This window comes from Winogradskyella aurantia, assembly GCF_002266855.1.
In the GTDB taxonomy this organism is placed as follows: domain Bacteria; phylum Bacteroidota; class Bacteroidia; order Flavobacteriales; family Flavobacteriaceae; genus Winogradskyella; species Winogradskyella aurantia.
On record NZ_NGJN01000009.1, the window covers coordinates 13,710 to 30,273 of the forward strand.

Genomic DNA, 16,564 nt, shown 5'->3' on the forward strand with positions numbered 1-16,564 from the left:
TTTAAGTAGTCTTTTAGGGTTTTTTGCAATTATTTCAGAAACTGGCCAGCAACGTTTTCAGCCTTCTTGCTTTCAGAATAATCATAAAAGCCTTCTCCAGATTTTACACCTAATTTGCCAGCTCTTACCATATTAACTAGTAATGGACAAGGGGCGTATTTTGGATTTTTAAAACCGTCATACATAACATTGAGGATAGATAAACAAACATCCAATCCTATAAAATCAGCTAATTGCAGAGGGCCCATAGGATGGGCCATACCTAGTTTCATCACCGTGTCGATTTCTGAAACGCCAGCTACGCCGTTGTAAAGTGTTTCAATGGACTCATTTATCATAGGCATTAAAATGCGGTTGGCAACAAACCCTGGATAGTCGTTAACTTCTGTGGGCACTTTACCAAGAGTCTTAGACAGGTCCATAATGGTGTTTGTTACTTCGTCGCTAGTATTGTAACCCCTTATAATTTCTACCAATTTCATAATAGGAACCGGATTCATAAAATGCATTCCTATGACCTGTTCTGGTCTTGAGGTTACTGCTGCAATTTGGGTAATTGAAATAGAGGAGGTGTTTGTGGCCAAGATAGTGTCCTCACTGCAAGCTTCGTCAAGCTGTTTAAAGATATTAAGTTTCAGATCTACATTTTCGGTAGCTGCTTCAACTACTAAACTAGCATATTCAACACCTTCTGTGATGTCTGTATATAAGGTAATGTTTTCTAAGGTGGCCGCTTTATCGGCTTCTGTAATTTTTTCCTTGGCAACCATACGGTCCAAGTTCTTTGAGATGGTTTCCACTCCTCTTTTTAAAGAAGCTTCACTAATATCTATAAGTTGAACTTTAAATCCGTTTTGTGCAAAGGTATGGGCTATACCATTACCCATTGTACCTGCTCCAATTACTGCTATATTTTTCATTTATAATTTATTTTGAATCCCCACCTATGCGGAAATTCCTTAATTAATAGTATTGTTCATCTAATTAAACTCCTACAACCCCAAGGAATCAAAATTGGTTGATAATCATGGTAGCAACACGCAAGGCTTCCGTACCATCGTGGAGTGTTACTATGGGCTTTGAATCGTTATTGATGGCCTCTGCGAATGTTTCTAATTCATCAAGAATGGCGTTATTGCCCTCAACCTCTGGATTATCAAAATATATCTGTTTTTTAACACCTTCAGCATTTTGAAGAATCATATCAAAATCGCCAGGATGTTCAGGTGCATCTTTCATTTTAACCACCTCACATTTCTTTTCTAGAAAATCTACTGAAATGTAAGCGTCTTTTTGAAAGAACCTTGTCTTACGCATATTTTTTAGTGAAATTCTACTCGCTGTAAGATTTGCAACACAACCGTTTTTAAACTCAATTCTAGCATTTGCGATATCGGGTGTTTCACTAACCACTGACACACCACTTGCGGAAATATGCTTTACCGGTGAATTAACGACGCTCAATATAATGTCAATATCATGAATCATTAAATCTAGTACCACGGGTACATCTGTTCCTCTGGGGTTAAACTCAGCCAGGCGATGGGTTTCTATAAACATAGGGTTATCAATCTTATCCTTTACAGCTGTAAAGGCTGGATTAAATCGCTCTACATGACCTACTTGGCCTTTAACGCCGTGTTCAGCAACTAACGTTCGGATGGTCTCTGCCTCCTCAACTGTGTTGGTGATAGGCTTTTCAATAAAAATATGTTTACCTTTTTTTATAGCTTGTTTGGCACATTCGTAATGCGAGAGTGTTGGTGTAACTATGTCCACCACATCAACAGCATCAATTAATGCATCAATATTATTAAAGTATTTATAGCCAAACTCCGTTTCAACAGCTTTTGCATTTTTCGCATCTGCATCGTAGAACCCTATAAGCTCAAATTTATTGGACTCTTTAAGTAACCTTAGATGAATTTTACCGAGGTGACCAGCACCTAGAACTCCAGCTTTAAGCATAGTGTTGAATTTTTAACAAAAATAATTGTTTTGCCTTTAAAATTTGAAAAAGAAACTATAAAATACTAAGGATTTAATAATTACCTAAAGTTTAATTTCTGGCTTTGAACTTGGGATTCTTTAAATTAATTTCGCATAAACTAAACTAAGCTTTGAAAGATACATTTAAGCATAAGGGCATGCGGCAGCAACTGGTTAAGACGGTCGCTGAGAAGGGTATAACTAATAGCGATGTTTTAAAGGCTATCGGTAAGATACCTAGGCATCTCTTTATGGATTCTGGATTTATAGATCATGCCTATGTGGATAAAGCCTTTCCTATTGGAGCTGATCAAACAATTTCCCAGCCGTATACAGTGGCATTCCAAACCGAGTTATTGCAAATTGAAGAAGGTGATAAAATTTTGGAAATAGGGACAGGAAGTGGTTACCAGACTGCTGTTTTATTGGAATTAGGTTCTAAAGTATACAGCATTGAACGACAGAAAGAGCTTTTTAAAAAGACTTCAAAGTTTTTACCTAAGATAGGTTACAGACCTAAGAAACTTGTTTTTGGTGATGGCTACAAGGGTTTACCCGAGGAAGCGCCTTTTGATGGTATAATCGTAACTGCAGGCGCACCATTTGTTCCAAAACCGCTTTTAAGTCAGTTAGCTATTGGAGGAAGACTAGTAATTCCTGTCGGGGATGAAGTCCAGACGATGACTTTGTTCATAAGAAAAGACGACAAGGAATTTGAAAAACACGAGTTCGGTGAGTTTCGTTTTGTGCCATTACTTGAAAACAAGAATTAATCCGTTACCTTTTTGTAGGTTTCTTTGCCACCAACGATAGGTAAGGTTAAACTGGTTTTGTTCAAATCTAATGTAAGGACCGTACCCGGTTTAGGATGCAAGGTGTATTCTTTGTCACTTGAAAAAATCATGAAACCAATTTGCTGTCCAGCCTTTATAATCTGGTCGTCTGGTTGAAGCTCAAAATCTATGGTGTAGAATTGACCTGGAATCAGAGCTTCTTCATCTCTAAGGGATTTATAGTTTTTGGGATCTGCCCAGCCTCTGGTAATAACATTATCTGTAATTCTAACCGCCTTGCCTTCTTCCCATGGCAAAGCTACCAACCAAACCGAAAGGTTTGCGGCAGGTTTACTGCTAGCTATCGTTATACTCACTTTAGGAATTCCAGAGATGTGAAGATCCTCCTTTAAAACGTTTGTTAGATATAATAATCTATGAGTTGATTTTTCAGCTGTAGCTAAGTCTTCACCTGAGAACGAAACATCATCAACCAAGGTTTCACGAGACAGTTTTCTGTTTTGCTTTGTACTAAGACTTCCACTCGTATTCCCACCATCATTCAAAAACAATGTAACAGGTTCTGCTTTGGGGTTAGGGTAATCCCTGTAGGCTGTTGGTTTATCCATATCATCATATTCCCTAACGATATAGGCCTTATTTTCTTCATTTTCAACACCATTATCTACCCCGTGTAAATATTTTGTAAACCATTTATTCATCATGGACATAGGAGGAGGGCCTCCATGTCCAAATTGGTGATAGTATATCATAGCCGGTAGGCCTTTTTCCCGAGCTGCATTGTAAATACGATAGCTGTGTTCTGGCATCACGTTCCAATCGTTAAATCCATGCGACATTAAGAGTGCTGCTTTCATATTGTCCATTTGATTTAGGTAATCACGCCCAGCCCAGAAATCGTTATAATCCCCAGTTTCCCTATCCATATCATTTTTCATTTCGGTATCTCGAACTGTTTTGTTATTGTATGGACGCTTAGCCTCATCACCACTGTGGACAAAATCATAAAGTACATCAATATCCTCACCTAAATATCCTCCCGGAGATCGCACAAGGCCATTTGATCGGTAATAATGGTAATACGATGTATTGGGTGCAATAGGGATGATGGCCTCTAAACCTTCAACACCCGTTGTGGCGGCTGCAAGCGGAATGGTACCGTTGTAAGATGTCCCTGTCATTCCTACCTTGCCGGTTGACCAATATGCCTTTACTTCATCACCGCCATTTCTTTCGGTATATCCTTTTGCACGTCCACAAAGCCAATCGATGACAAACTTTGGTGCCATGGATTCATTTTTACCTCCAATGGTTGGTGCCCCATCAGATAAACCAGTTCCTGGAGACGAGGAGTGCACCACAATATACCCTCTAGGCACCCATTTTTTAATATGTGAATTTGAGATTATGGGTCTTTGGCCTCGACGCTTTACTTCTGGATGCACGCGTTCTGGACCAATTTCTCCCAATTCGTGTTCTACATTCCACATAATTCCGGGAACGTCACCTGCAACACCAGCAAAATAAGGACTTGATACATAAACTACAGGAAGTTTTAAGCCTTCTGTTTCGGTTTGCTCAGGTCGTGTAACCGAAACGTGCATTCGATCTGGTGTACTGTCGCCGTCGGTATCAAAATCCGTTTCTACCCATAAATCGTGTCGTATCCACTTATTGGCGTTGCTGAAAGCGTCAACAATTTGCGCTTCACCATCCTTGAAAATAGGTTGAGCAGGCTCTTGAGCTACACAAGCCGCTGACATTAATGTAATTACTATTAAAAGGTGTCTGAGCTTAAGTGATAATTTCATTAGGAATTGATGTTTAGGAGAGTAAAAATAAATAATAGGTCTGGATGACTTTGGGGTTTAAGATTTATTTGGCAAATATTTTTCTGGTATAGGATGCGCTTCTGATTCTTGCATCCAGAAAATATTTACAATCCACCAACGGTTGCCATCATTCATTAGTTGAATGCTGTTTATGCCGCGCATGAATGGTTCCGTATCTGCTTTGCTTCGATACGACTCATACGTACTAAAGACGTGAGCAATATTTCCAAAGGTTTCTGTCACGCGATAAATTTCAACTTCATGAAAACCATTTTCCAACAACCATTTCCCGGAGGTTTTTATATAATCCTCTGGGGTCATATAGCGAACCGTTGTTTTATCCTCATTATTTTTTCCTGTAGGAATGAGTTTAGCTTTTTCACGAAATAATTGCTTAAATAAATCCCAATTGCGTTCTTCACCTTTGTCGCCTGAAATGACAGCATATAAGGTTGTAATTGTACTATCTAAACTAGATACCTTTAGGGTTAAGTCGTTTTGTTTAGAGGATTCTTGGGAAGAAAGATTAATAAAAAACAAAAGGATAATACCCGAAATTAGATTTTTCATACGTAAAATTAAAAGAATTTTAGTCCAAATACTACGGCGTCATTTACAAAGCCATTTTGGTAAGACCTAATATAATCAAATCTTAAGAAACGCCATTTGCCCCATCCAATATTGTCTATGCCAACCGTATATTCTTGATAGGGTTTATTATCTATTGTGGACAAATTGTGGGCTCCAATAATAAGATTGAGGTTAAGCTTGTTTAAAATTGGAATTTTGCCTAAAATGAAACCGTTGAAGTCATGTTCAGCATGCATTTCTAAGTAGCTGTCATTAGTGCTTAAATCATAGTAGCCTAAATTATTGAAGACATCAGTGTAATTACCTCTTCGGCTTAGATTAATTTGGTTGCCGTTAAAGTGCTGGAAATCCATAAAAGCTATAGCATCAGCATTAAAAAACGTTCCAGCCCTGAAGTTGTAACTAAATTGGCCTTTATCCGCGATTGAAAAGGATTGGTATAACCGTGCTTTAATCTGGTCGAAATTATAATCTTCAATAGTTGACCCTAAGCCTTTTTCATAACTCAATACCAATGTGGGGTATTTATCATTTGGAATATTCAACTTGCTATTTGGATAACTCAAGTAACGTTGTCCAAAATTGATCTGTGCCGATACATTAAGCTTTACAATATTGTGATCAATAAAAGGTGAACTATCACTTGTTGGGTCTAATGGATTATTGCTTAAATATGATTTACCTGCCTGCGGATAAAAGGTTTGGTCTGTGGTATTGTTAAGTGAAGATCGGCGTTCGTAACTAAGGTTTGAGAACAAACGAAAGCCGTTAAACAATTCTTCAGAATAATTGAGCTCTACGAAACTTCGATCATATAACTTCATGTAGTTTTCCTGAAAAAAAAGTGTTACAATCGTATTTCCTATAGGTCTAATAGGGTTTGAAGGGTTGAATTGTTCTGCCCTAATGCCACCAGATAGGGTTAGAAACCGACGTGTTGTATTGTTAAACTTATAGGTTAAATTACCAGTTGCCCTAAGCCGTTCATCTGAAAATCCATATTGTAAATTGGCACTTGCCCTAAAATAGCGTCTAAACTCGTCATAATTCTTCGTAAAGAAAACATTGGCTTCTGTAGTCCAGCCCTGAACTGTATTGAATTGAATACCTGATATTGGAATACCGTAACCAAAACTGTATTTTTTTTTGGAATTTTGATAAGTGTAGTTTAAAACATCACCGAGTTTGAATCTATTATTTTCACGATCAATGGAGTCTAAATAAGGCTGGGACTCCTTTACAATTTGAATACTATCTTTCTTGATGTAGTCTGTGAGTTCCTCAGTGGTTAATGGTACAGGTCTAATTTGTTTCCAAAACGCAGAGTCTTTTTTGTTGGCCTCCGGAGCAAAGGCCACTAATTCTCGATCAAAATCCAGTCTGGTAAGATCGGTATTGAATTCATAGTTGCTGTAGACCGCCGTAAATCTACCGTCACCTTTAATACCAAAAATATTATATTGAAAATCTATACTTTGGGAACGCAACGCCCATATGTCATCACTTTCGGAGTAGGAAAAGCTCTGTTGCAGGGAAATGATGTCTGCTGGAGGTATACGTGCTTGAATACCCGTTATTTCAAGCTCTAAAGCATAAATGGTCCATTGGTCTTCAACAATAAAGATAGAACCTGAAAAAACAGGGTCGTTTTTTCGTTTTGGGATTACGCTAATCTTATTGATGAGGTTACCTCTCTCATCGAAAAATACACCTTCTAATTGATATTGGTAATAGCTAAAGGCATTATTGGAAATTGGCGAGACAATTTCATTTCCGAATTCTATGGTTTTATTGTAAATATTAAAATCAACATCTATAGCGTTATTAAAACTAAAGCCGTTGTCGTCGCCACTTACTTTTGATGCCGTAATTTTTTCCTTGAGCCTATCCGGTTTGAGGTATTTAATTTTTGAAATAGTTTCCGAAAGGTATATGATTCCGCTTCTTGTAGAATCTAATCCGCCACCAAGGTCCCCAACATCTTGGCCCAAAATTTTCTCGGGTGCGTCTTTAATCTTAATTAAACCCCTAGAGTAGAAATCGGCCTTATAATTATTGATTTTTTCAAAATTCTCTTTTCGTTTTGCTATGGTTTGCCTAATAATAGCATTTGCGGGGTTATCATCTGCACTCACAAGAACTTCATCTAAAGACACGCGTTCTTCCTTAAGCATAATATCCATTTTGAAGGGCAATTTATCGATGTTGACTTGCTTTCTTACAGTTTTAAAACCTAAATACGTGTAAATTATCGTATAGCTACCTAGTTCAGTAATGTTAAGCTCGTAATAACCATCGTCGTTGCTTGTAGTGCCTTTATACGTGTCTTCAATTAAAATATTTACAAAAGGAAGGGGTTCATTTTTTTCATCACTGATGGTGCCGATGACCTGAGCGGTAATAGATGCATTAAAGGCTAAGAATAAAAAAAAGAGTACGCGTTTAGTCATATTTGATTGATGATGGGTAACTGTATGAATTATAAGTTAATTCGTACACTAAATATAAAATGAAATTTGGTGTGCTCTTGTTATAGTATTCCTAAAATTATCGGAAACTTCTTTTAATACGGTCGAGATTTCTCTTATTTTCTCGGTCTTTAATGGTTTCGCGTTTGTCGTAGAGCTTTTTGCCCTTTGCCAAAGCAATTTGAAGTTTGGCCAAACCTCTATCATTAATAAAAAGCCGTATGGGAATAATGGCATTTCCTTTAATATTGACTTCCTTTTCCAGTTTTTTTAGCTCGCGTTTATTCAACAGAAGCTTGCGTTCAGCCTTAGGTTTGTGATTGTAATAGTTACCGAACATGTATTCTTCAATAGTCATATTAATAACAAACAGCTCACCTTTATCATTGAATTCACAAAAGCTTTCGGCAATGGAAGCCTTGCTATCCCTTAAGGATTTTATCTCAGTACCGGATAAAACAATTCCAGCGACATATTTATCCAGTATTTCGTACTGAAATTTTGCCTTTTTATTGAGTATGTTGACTTTTCCTTGCATGCAGGCCAAAGATAATAAAGTTAGGTTTAAATAAAGTCTTGTTAAAGTATTATAAGACAAGTGTAAATGAATTTATACTTTTGCGACTAAATCATAAAATCCGTGTTGATGAAATTATGGACGTTTGTCTTCTTATTGGTTTGTCTTAGTTGCAAAAATGACAAGAAACCAGCCGAACAATCCGCAATTGAGATCATTCAAAAATCTATTGAAGTTTCAGGCGGTGAATTGTTTTCTTCCTCAGTTATTGGATTTCAGTTTAGAGATTACTTCTACAGAGCTAAAAGAAATAATGGTAGCTTTGTTTTAACCCGAAGTACGGTAAATGAGAATCAAGATTCCATTTTCGATATCTTAGATAACACGGGCTTTAAACGAATTATTAATAGGGCGCCTGTTCAAGTTGCAGACTCCATGGCCAAAAAGTATGCGGCTTCAGTCAATTCTGTACATTATTTTTCTGTTTTACCTTATGGTTTAGATGCTCCGGCTGTTAATCATAAGCTGCTTGGCGTAGAAAATATAAAAGATGAAAATTACTATAAGATTGAAGTAACCTTTGACAAAAAAGGAGGTGGTGAAGATTATGAGGATGTGTTTATCTATTGGGTTAATAAAAATACGTTTAAAGTAGATTATCTAGCTTATTCATACAATGAAGAAGATGGGGTAGGTATGCGATTCAGGGAAGCTTACAACGAACGTTATGTAAATGGACTGAGGTTTGTTGACTATAACAATTACAAGCCTAAGGCTGGGCCTGTAGATCTTATGGATTTGGGAAGCGCATTTAAAAACAACCAACTAGATCTTCTATCCAAAATAGAGCTTAAAAATATCTCTGTAAACCTAATCCAAAGACAATAAGGTTGAGGTTAAATTGTCTTTATCAAGGTTTATAATGTAGAGGTTACCGTGAATGTCCTCTGGGATTTGACTGTATTTTTTATCCCTGAGAAAATCATTGGCTAGCGCTGGCGTTGTATTGCTATGGCCGACAATAAGTACCGTTTTTCCGTTTGTTTCCTTTATAAAATCATCAATGTTCAAGTTTCTCGGGTCATAAATAGTGACATTTAGATTATTGCCTTTAGCAATTGGAGCAGCGGTTTCTTTGGTTCTATAATAGTCTGTAGAATATACCATGTCAAATTCAACAGTTTCAAGGATTTTAGCCCAGTTTGCAGCACGTGCCAATCCAGTTTCTGTGAGGCGTGGATTTCTGTTGGACTTATCGCTCATGTCTTTTTCGGCATGCCTAATTAAATAATAAGTTGCAGGTTTTTGAACGTAAGCCTTTTGATAAGGACCTTCCCAAATGACCTGCTCTATCAGCCATTGCCCATCGTCCTTTGAAAGCGTCATGTAATCTATTCCCCAGACTGCTGTTACTTTGGCACTGGCAATATGGTTACCAATATCTAAAACTTCAACGTCTCTAATTTCATTTTCATCTCTTGTTCTGCCATCATCTTTCATTTTTTGAACAAATGCCATGGCATCTTCATAGTTCATTTTTGCATAGTACTCATATTTGTTGGTGTCCTTGTTTTTCCAATACCCAAATTTATAGAGTCGTGGCCTAAGGGCTTTTTTAAGGGCAGTGGTATCACCCTTATAAAAGGCATCAATGTAATGGTTCAGTGTTCTTTCAATGGCTTTTTGGTCGCTAATATCCTGAGATAGACTGAGGGTGGACCAAGTGAAAAGCAAAAAATAAAGGAAATGTTTCATGAGGTTGATTAATCTTAATAGTGCTAAATATACACCAGCACCGGAATTAAATGTAATATGGAGGTGTTAAAAGTATTATAGTTTAGGTCCGACAATAAGTGACGAAGTACATTTTACATGAATAGATTAAGCGAGCTCCAAGCCAATTTTAATCATATTTTTAAAGGTAGTCTCACGTTCCTTACTCGTAGTGCGCTCTCCGGTGACTAAGGAATCAGAAATGGTTAAAATAGCCAAGGCGTTCACATTGTGTTTAGCTGCAACCGTATAAAGCCCAGCGGCTTCCATTTCTACACACAAGACTCCAAATTTTGACCATTTTTTGTAGGACTCGATATTATCTTCATAAAATTCATCAGAAGACAAAACATTACCTGCCTTAATTGGGATTTGCATTGCTTTTGCGGCTTCAACCGCTTTCATAAACAACCCAAAATCTGCAGTAGGGGCATAGTCCGCACCACCAAAACGCAATTCATTAACGCCTGAGGTTGAGGATGCTGCCATGGCCAAGACCACATCTCTTATTTTAATATCTTTTTGATAGGAGCCCGCACTGCCAACCCTGATTAAATTTTTAACACCGAATTCCTTGATTAATTCATTAGCGTAAATGGACATACTCGGAATACCCATACCTGTACCCATTGTAGATACTTTTTTACCTTGATATGTTCCTGTGTAGCCCAACATTCCGCGTATTTCGTTGAAGCATATAGGATTTTCAAAAAAAGTTTCCGCGATCCACTTTGCTCTTAATGGGTCTCCGGGAAGAAGGATTGTCTCTGCTATATCGCCTTTACTAGCACCGATGTGTACACTCATGGTACAAAAATAAACAAAAAGAGGTCTTTCCTAGTAAGATGAAGTTGAAGTTTGATTCGCCATCATGGCAACACCAGACGATGAGCCTATTCTATCAACGCCAACTTCAATATATTTCAACGCTGTTTCAGCATCTCTGATACCCCCAGAGGCTTTGATTTTGAGTTGGTCTTTCACGGTTTTTCTCATGATTTTAACGGCAGTGAGGGTAGCACCACTTTTCGAAAAACCCGTTGAGGTTTTAACAAAATCTGCCCGAGCATCAATACAAATCTCACATGCTTTTACAATCTCATTTTTTGAAAGCTCACTGATTTCTAAAATCACTTTTAAAGGAATTAGACCAATCGCACGTTTCACGTCGCTTATATCTTTTAATACAGCAACATGGTTTTTACTTTTTAAGCGTCCAATATTCATTACCATATCAATTTCCGAAGCACCTTGCTCAATAGCTTTTTTAGCTTCAAAAACCTTGGCTTCGGTAGACATGGCACCAAGAGGAAAACCAATAACAGTACAGACTTTAACATCTGATTTTCCTAAGGCTTGCTTGGCCAACGGAACGTAACAACTATTAATACAAACAGAGTAAAAGTTATACTTTAACGCTTCTTGGCATAGGGTTAAAATTTCTGCTTCTGTTGCAGATGCACTTAAAAGGGTGTGGTCTATATATCTATTCAATTCCATTATAAAGTAAGTAGGTCTTTTACATAAACTAGCTATTGCAATTCTCTAATTTAGAGGGATTACACGACAAGATTAGTAGTATCTTAAGTAATATTGGAATTAAATAGCTCGACAAAACTAATGATTTATCCGTTAAAGTGTGTGTTAAAATTTAATTTTTGCGATGCATTTCGTCGAAAACTTTATTTGTGTGCCACTAACTAATTGTAAGTGAACAAAAAAGAGTCTAGACGTAGACTCTTTTAATTGCATTAAATAAAATACTTTAATTTAGTACAGCCGTAACGTTGTACCCTGCAGACCTTAGAAGATTGACAACGCCATTTTCTCCAGCTAAATGGGCAGCGCCAACACCAAAAAATGTAGGTTGTTTTTTGGCATAGTCGGCAATGATAGGGATCCAATTTTTATTCCGGTTGTCTAGTAATTTATCTTGATATTGGGCAATTGAAGTATAATTTTCATCATTCATCATATCTATCATGGCGTTAATGTCTTCTGATTTATACATCTCTAATAATTTTGTAAAGGTTGCTTTGTCGTAAGCCAAATTATCCTTAGCTGAGCGTACTAAATCTTTTATTTGCACTTCATAAGGGATATCTTCAAAAATCTGCATTTGATCGTCTATAGATTCCAATCCCATAACCTCTTCATTTTGTGCCTTAGCTACTTTGATCAATTCGCTTTCAAAGGATTGCATTGGACAATCAAGAAGCTTAGGATAAAGGGAAGCCGTGAGAAAAAAGGGTTTTACGTTTTGCAGCATTTTTACTGACATGCCCATATTTTTAATGAACAGAGAATCGATAGATGCAAAGTCTTCTGGCGAAACTAAATCTTGAATTGTTTTATTGTCGCTCATATACATACTTTTCATCATTTCCGCCTGCATATTAGGGTCGTCCATATCTAACTCTAGTACAACTAAGGATGTTTCATCTAGGGCTTTTTTGACGTCATCGTCTAAAGTAGCATCGCAGGTGATATGGATAGTGCCGAATAAATACGAAGGCTTGTCTAAGCCATTACCTTCTATTTTCCAAAGTGTTGAATTTTCAAGTTGTTGGGCATTGAAGTTGGTAATGCATAGAGCCGTAAGGGTAAAAAGTAAAAAAATACGTTTCATGGTTTTAGTGTTGATTCAAAGGTTAGTAGCGTGTATTGTAATTTTGTTACAACAAAAAAAGCAACACTTTTAAAGACCGATTTTGTCTCGGAACTTCGTCAGCGTTGCTTTTAACCAACCAATCACCTTAAAGACTGATTTAAGGTCTTTTTGTTACGTTAAGGGTATAGTTTTTATTAAAATTCCTCAGCAACTAAATCGCTTTGATTTCTAAATACCAGTTTCTCGTCAAAGGCATCTAGGAGAACTATACTGTCTTTTGTTACCTTTCCTGAAAGAATTTCTTTACTCAATTCGTTTAAAACTTCTCTTTGAATCACTCGTTTTACAGGTCTTGCACCGTATTCAGGATTATATCCTTTTTCTGCTAAGTATGCTTTAGCCTCAGGAGTTGCATCAAAGGTTATGCCTTGTTGAGCAATCATTTTAGTGACATTCTTCAATTGAAGGTCAACGATATTAACGATGTCTTTTTTAGATAATGGTGTAAACATAATTATGTCGTCAATACGATTTAAAAACTCTGGTCGCACACTTTGTTTAAGTAGACCTAACACTTCCACCTTGGCACCTTCAATAGCAGTTTGAATATCCTTTGTGGCCTCAAAGCGTTCATGGATTATATGACTTCCCATGTTTGAGGTCATAATGATAATTGTGTTTTTAAAATCCGCCACACGGCCTTTGTTATCTGTAAGGCGTCCTTCATCCAATACTTGCAATAATATATTAAAGGTATCTGGATGTGCCTTTTCAATCTCATCTAACAAGACAACGGAATAGGGTTTACGTCTTACGGCTTCGGTTAGCTGACCGCCTTCATCATAGCCTACATATCCTGGAGGTGCACCAACGAGCCTGCTTACGGCATGGCGTTCTTGGTATTCGCTCATGTCAATTCTGGTCATGGCATTTTCATCATCAAATAGGTATTCTGCTAAAGCTTTAGCCAGCTCGGTTTTACCGACACCTGTTGTTCCTAAGAATAAAAAGGTGCCTATTGGTTTTTGCGGGTTTTGCAATCCTGCCCTTGAGCGTCTCACTGCATCACTAACCGCTTCAATCGCTTCTTCTTGGCCAACTACGCGTTTATGCAATTCGTCCTCAAGTTTTAAAAGCTTTTCGCGATCGCTTTGCAGCATTTTGCTAACCGGAATACCAGTCCACTTGGCCACCACGTCTGCAATATCCTCATAGGTGACTTCCTCTTTAATCAAGGAGTGCTCGCTTTGGTTTTCTTGTAATTCCTTTTGAAATTTTTCTAGTTTTTCTTGAGCTTCTTTAATCTTACCGTAACGAATTTCAGCTACTTTGCCATAATCACCTTCGCGCTCAGCACGCTCAGCTTCAAGTTTATACTCTTCAATATTAGATTTTATGGTTTGAATATTATCAACTACTTCTTTTTCAGATTTCCACTTGGCATTGAGTTCGTTGCGCTCTTCTTTGAGATTTGCCAACTCTGCCTTTAAACTTTTAAGTTTTGTTTCATCCTTCTCGCGCTTAATGGCCTCGTGCTCAATTTCCAGTTGCATAATCTTACGGTCCAAAACGTCCAACTCTTCGGGTTTTGAATTGATTTCCATTCGCAATTTAGAAGCAGCTTCATCCATTAAGTCAATAGCTTTGTCTGGAAGAAAACGATTGGTGATATAGCGTTCCGATAACTCAACGGCACCTATAATGGCTTCATCTTTAATCCTAACCTTGTGATGGGCTTCGTATTTTTCTTTAATACCGCGAAGAATAGAAATAGCACTTTCGGTATCTGGTTCGTTTACAACTACTTTTTGGAATCGACGCTCTAGGGCTTTGTCTTTCTCAAAGTACTTTTGGTATTCGTCCAGGGTCGTAGCGCCAATAGCTCTTAACTCGCCGCGTGCTAATGCCGGTTTTAAAATATTTGCTGCGTCCATAGCACCCTGCCCACCACCAGCACCGACAAGGGTGTGAATTTCGTCTATAAATAAAACGATATCACCTTCACTTCCAGTCACTTCCTTAATGACCGCTTTTAGACGTTCCTCAAACTCACCTTTATATTTAGCACCAGCAATCAGTGCACCCATGTCGAGTGCAAAAATTTGCTTATCCTTTAGGTTTTCGGGAACGTCACCATCAATGATACGGTGTGCCAGTCCTTCTGCTATAGCTGTTTTACCTGTACCGGGTTCTCCAACTAAAATGGGATTGTTTTTCGTTCTACGCGATAAAATTTGAAGAATCCGCCTTATTTCTTCATCTCTACCAATAACTGGGTCTAGCTTTCCGTCCCTAGCTAATTGGTTTAGGTTCTTTGCGTATTTATTTAATGAGTTGTATGTTTCTTCTTGACTTTGGGATGTTACGCGATCTCCTTTACGCAATTCATCAATTACTGCACTTAAATCCTTTTCGGTGACACCTTGATCTTTTAGAAACTGTGAAATCTTACTTTTAGATTTAAAAATGGCCAAAATGAGATGTTCTACAGAAACATAATCATCATTCATTTTTTTAGCGATAATAGATGCCTCATTTAAAGTTTTGCTAGCTTCACGCGAAAGCATAATCTCCCCACCAGAAACCTTAGCAAAACTCTCTAATTCCTTATCTAAAACCTGTTGTAGCATTGTTGTGTTGACATTTAGCTTTTTAAGCAAAAATGGCAATACGTTGTCATCAACTTCAAAAAGCGCCTTTATGATATGCTCATTTTCAATTTGTTGATGACCAAAGCCTTGAGCAAGCTGCTGCGCTCTGCCTATGGCTTCTTGAGACTTAATAGTATAGTTATTAAAATTCATCTTTTGATTTGTAATTAATTGTTGTTGTGTTTGCTTATATTTAGTCAATAATCTTACCAATGTATTAACGTAAGAAGAAAAAGACAAAGTGTCTGGTTAACTGTAAAATAGAATGACGTTTTGTCAATTTGTAAGGCCAGACAAAAGTTGCGACTCTATACAAAACGATTGCATATGTTCAAGAAATTATTTGGGTCATCAACACCCAAGGAAGAAAAAGTATTGCCATGGACGCCATTGACTAGTTTGAAGCAAATTGAAACTATTGCAGAACAATCCAAAGGCAAAACCCAATTGGTATTTAAGCACTCAACGCGCTGTGGTATCAGTAGAATGGTAATGAATCAGTTTACATCACAGTATAATATAGATATGAATGCCGATTTATATTATCTGGACCTATTGAGTTATCGAGAGGTCTCTAATGAAATAGGGCATAAGTTTCAAGTGAGGCACCAATCGCCACAACTTTTGGTCATTAAAAATGGTGTGGCCGTGGCACATGCCTCTCACGGAGCTATTAATGAGTTAGAGTTAGAGAAGCATCTTTAAGGAGGAGATAAAATACGTTTAGGATGTTGGGTAATTAGACTATGTTATCTGTAAGGAATGGCTATAAGTTTGGAAACCAATAGAACAATGAAGTATATCATCTTTTATATAAACCTATTCTTAATTGTTGTAGTTTACGGTCAAGACCAATTTGTTATCGAGGAAAATGGATTAACACCAAAATTTTCGATAACAAAAATCGATAATTCCACCAAAACGGAGTTGTACAACAAAACACTGGATTGGGTTAATGAACATGAGAATTCGTTTAGCCTATCCGTGGATGATACTGTTGAAGGCGAAGCTATTTACTTAACAAGTTTTAAGGGAAATGCCGTTAGTTTAGATAAGCAATTTTTCAATGTGAAATATGACATAAGAATCAGCTTTGAAAATGAGCAATTTAAGTTTGAACCCTCTGAAATTAAGCTAAAACTCAATAGCAAGTACGATATGGGCTGGAAAGAATTTAGTCTTTCAAATGGGGATATCTACTTTAAAAATGGTAAAGTGATAAGGAAGTACAAACGATATATCAAAGATATTACTGCTGTATTGAACGAGATCAATAATCAATTGAGTGCCTATTTAAAGAAACCCTAAGACAATTTTTTTATTTCTTTGTTCAGAATT

The 16,564-nt window shown here is 37.2% G+C and carries 15 protein-coding genes; 4 read left to right on the forward strand and 11 right to left on the reverse strand.

From position 1 onward, the window contains the following. Nucleotides 1-29 precede the first annotated feature (29 nt). Together CA834_RS13975 and CA834_RS13980 are read right to left on the reverse strand one after the other, a co-directional pair. A complete protein-coding gene (locus CA834_RS13975; RefSeq protein ID WP_094969342.1) occupies nt 30-920 on the reverse strand; it encodes a 3-hydroxyacyl-CoA dehydrogenase family protein in 891 nt (296 codons plus the stop codon). An 88-nt stretch (nt 921-1,008) separates the two neighbouring features. Next, the gene (locus tag CA834_RS13980; protein WP_094969343.1) at nt 1,009-1,968 is read right to left on the reverse strand and encodes a Gfo/Idh/MocA family protein; all 960 of its coding nucleotides are present in this window, start codon (nt 1,966-1,968) and stop codon (nt 1,009-1,011) included. 152 nt (nt 1,969-2,120) lie between these two features. Here CA834_RS13980 and CA834_RS13985 point away from each other — a divergent pair, with 152 nt between their 5' ends. Then, nucleotides 2,121-2,762 carry a protein-L-isoaspartate(D-aspartate) O-methyltransferase gene (locus CA834_RS13985; protein WP_094969344.1) on the forward strand — a complete coding sequence of 214 codons (642 nt, stop codon included), beginning with the start codon at nt 2,121-2,123 and terminating at the stop codon, nt 2,760-2,762. Here CA834_RS13985 and CA834_RS13990 read toward each other — a convergent pair. The 4 genes from CA834_RS13990 to smpB form a co-directional block, all read right to left on the reverse strand. After that, nucleotides 2,759-4,594, reverse strand: a complete 1,836-nt coding sequence (locus tag CA834_RS13990; protein ID WP_094969345.1) for a Xaa-Pro dipeptidyl-peptidase — start codon at nt 4,592-4,594, stop codon at nt 2,759-2,761. The genes CA834_RS13985 and CA834_RS13990 overlap by 4 nt on opposite strands. A gap of 57 nt (nt 4,595-4,651) precedes the next feature. Continuing rightward, a complete protein-coding gene (locus CA834_RS13995; protein ID WP_094969346.1) occupies nt 4,652-5,185 on the reverse strand; it encodes a hypothetical protein in 534 nt (177 codons plus the stop codon). Nucleotides 5,186-5,193: 8 nt separating this feature from the next. Next, complete coding sequence (locus CA834_RS14000; RefSeq protein ID WP_094969347.1) at nt 5,194-7,656, reverse strand: DUF5686 and carboxypeptidase regulatory-like domain-containing protein; 2,463 nt, start codon at nt 7,654-7,656, stop codon at nt 5,194-5,196. 97 nt (nt 7,657-7,753) lie between these two features. Next, complete coding sequence (gene smpB, locus CA834_RS14005) at nt 7,754-8,212, reverse strand: SsrA-binding protein SmpB (protein WP_094969348.1); 459 nt, start codon at nt 8,210-8,212, stop codon at nt 7,754-7,756. Nucleotides 8,213-8,320: 108 nt separating this feature from the next. Here smpB and CA834_RS14010 point away from each other — a divergent pair, with 108 nt between their 5' ends. Further along, nucleotides 8,321-9,079, forward strand: coding sequence for a DUF6503 family protein (locus CA834_RS14010; protein ID WP_094969349.1), 759 nt, complete (start codon nt 8,321-8,323; stop codon nt 9,077-9,079). Here CA834_RS14010 and CA834_RS14015 read toward each other — a convergent pair. From CA834_RS14015 to clpB, 5 genes are all read right to left on the reverse strand, one after another. Next, nucleotides 9,062-9,946 carry a histidine phosphatase family protein gene (locus tag CA834_RS14015; RefSeq protein ID WP_094969350.1) on the reverse strand — a complete coding sequence of 295 codons (885 nt, stop codon included), beginning with the start codon at nt 9,944-9,946 and terminating at the stop codon, nt 9,062-9,064. The two genes, CA834_RS14010 and CA834_RS14015, sit on opposite strands and share 18 nt — an antisense overlap. 126 nt (nt 9,947-10,072) lie before the next feature. After that, nucleotides 10,073-10,771, reverse strand: a complete 699-nt coding sequence (gene deoD / locus CA834_RS14020; RefSeq protein WP_094969351.1) for a purine-nucleoside phosphorylase — start codon at nt 10,769-10,771, stop codon at nt 10,073-10,075. Nucleotides 10,772-10,801: 30 nt separating this feature from the next. After that, the gene (gene deoC, locus CA834_RS14025) at nt 10,802-11,464 is read right to left on the reverse strand and encodes a deoxyribose-phosphate aldolase (RefSeq protein WP_094969352.1); all 663 of its coding nucleotides are present in this window, start codon (nt 11,462-11,464) and stop codon (nt 10,802-10,804) included. Between the two features lie 265 nt (nt 11,465-11,729). Then, nucleotides 11,730-12,593, reverse strand: a complete 864-nt coding sequence (locus tag CA834_RS14030; RefSeq protein ID WP_094969353.1) for a TraB/GumN family protein — start codon at nt 12,591-12,593, stop codon at nt 11,730-11,732. 176 nt (nt 12,594-12,769) lie between these two features. Continuing rightward, nucleotides 12,770-15,379 carry an ATP-dependent chaperone ClpB gene (gene clpB, locus CA834_RS14035; RefSeq protein ID WP_094969388.1) on the reverse strand — a complete coding sequence of 870 codons (2,610 nt, stop codon included), beginning with the start codon at nt 15,377-15,379 and terminating at the stop codon, nt 12,770-12,772. 168 nt (nt 15,380-15,547) lie between these two features. Between clpB and ytxJ the strand changes: the two genes are divergently transcribed. Together ytxJ and CA834_RS14045 are read left to right on the forward strand one after the other, a co-directional pair. Continuing rightward, complete coding sequence (gene ytxJ / locus CA834_RS14040; RefSeq protein WP_094969389.1) at nt 15,548-15,931, forward strand: bacillithiol system redox-active protein YtxJ; 384 nt, start codon at nt 15,548-15,550, stop codon at nt 15,929-15,931. Between the two features lie 87 nt (nt 15,932-16,018). Then, nucleotides 16,019-16,534: a hypothetical protein gene (locus tag CA834_RS14045; protein ID WP_133085509.1), complete on the forward strand. Its 516-nt coding sequence runs from the start codon at nt 16,019-16,021 to the stop codon at nt 16,532-16,534. Nucleotides 16,535-16,564: the final 30 nt, after the last annotated feature.

Excerpts from the sequence above, each read along its gene's own strand:
- CA834_RS13995 (WP_094969346.1), bottom strand. The coding sequence starts at position 5,185 with ATGAAAAATCTAATTTCGGGTATTATCCTTTTGTTTTTTATTAATCTT.
- CA834_RS14010 (WP_094969349.1), top strand. The coding sequence starts at position 8,321 with ATGAAATTATGGACGTTTGTCTTCTTATTGGTTTGTCTTAGTTGCAAA.
- CA834_RS14000 (WP_094969347.1), bottom strand. The coding sequence starts at position 7,656 with ATGACTAAACGCGTACTCTTTTTTTTATTCTTAGCCTTTAATGCATCT.
- deoC (WP_094969352.1), bottom strand. The coding sequence starts at position 11,464 with ATGGAATTGAATAGATATATAGACCACACCCTTTTAAGTGCATCTGCA.
- smpB (WP_094969348.1), bottom strand. The coding sequence starts at position 8,212 with ATGCAAGGAAAAGTCAACATACTCAATAAAAAGGCAAAATTTCAGTAC.
- clpB (WP_094969388.1), bottom strand. The coding sequence starts at position 15,379 with ATGAATTTTAATAACTATACTATTAAGTCTCAAGAAGCCATAGGCAGA.
- CA834_RS14015 (WP_094969350.1), bottom strand. The coding sequence starts at position 9,946 with ATGAAACATTTCCTTTATTTTTTGCTTTTCACTTGGTCCACCCTCAGT.
- CA834_RS13975 (WP_094969342.1), bottom strand. The coding sequence starts at position 920 with ATGAAAAATATAGCAGTAATTGGAGCAGGTACAATGGGTAATGGTATA.
- CA834_RS14045 (WP_133085509.1), top strand. The coding sequence starts at position 16,019 with ATGAAGTATATCATCTTTTATATAAACCTATTCTTAATTGTTGTAGTT.
- CA834_RS13990 (WP_094969345.1), bottom strand. The coding sequence starts at position 4,594 with ATGAAATTATCACTTAAGCTCAGACACCTTTTAATAGTAATTACATTA.
- deoD (WP_094969351.1), bottom strand. The coding sequence starts at position 10,771 with ATGAGTGTACACATCGGTGCTAGTAAAGGCGATATAGCAGAGACAATC.
- CA834_RS14030 (WP_094969353.1), bottom strand. The coding sequence starts at position 12,593 with ATGAAACGTATTTTTTTACTTTTTACCCTTACGGCTCTATGCATTACC.
- CA834_RS13980 (WP_094969343.1), bottom strand. The coding sequence starts at position 1,968 with ATGCTTAAAGCTGGAGTTCTAGGTGCTGGTCACCTCGGTAAAATTCAT.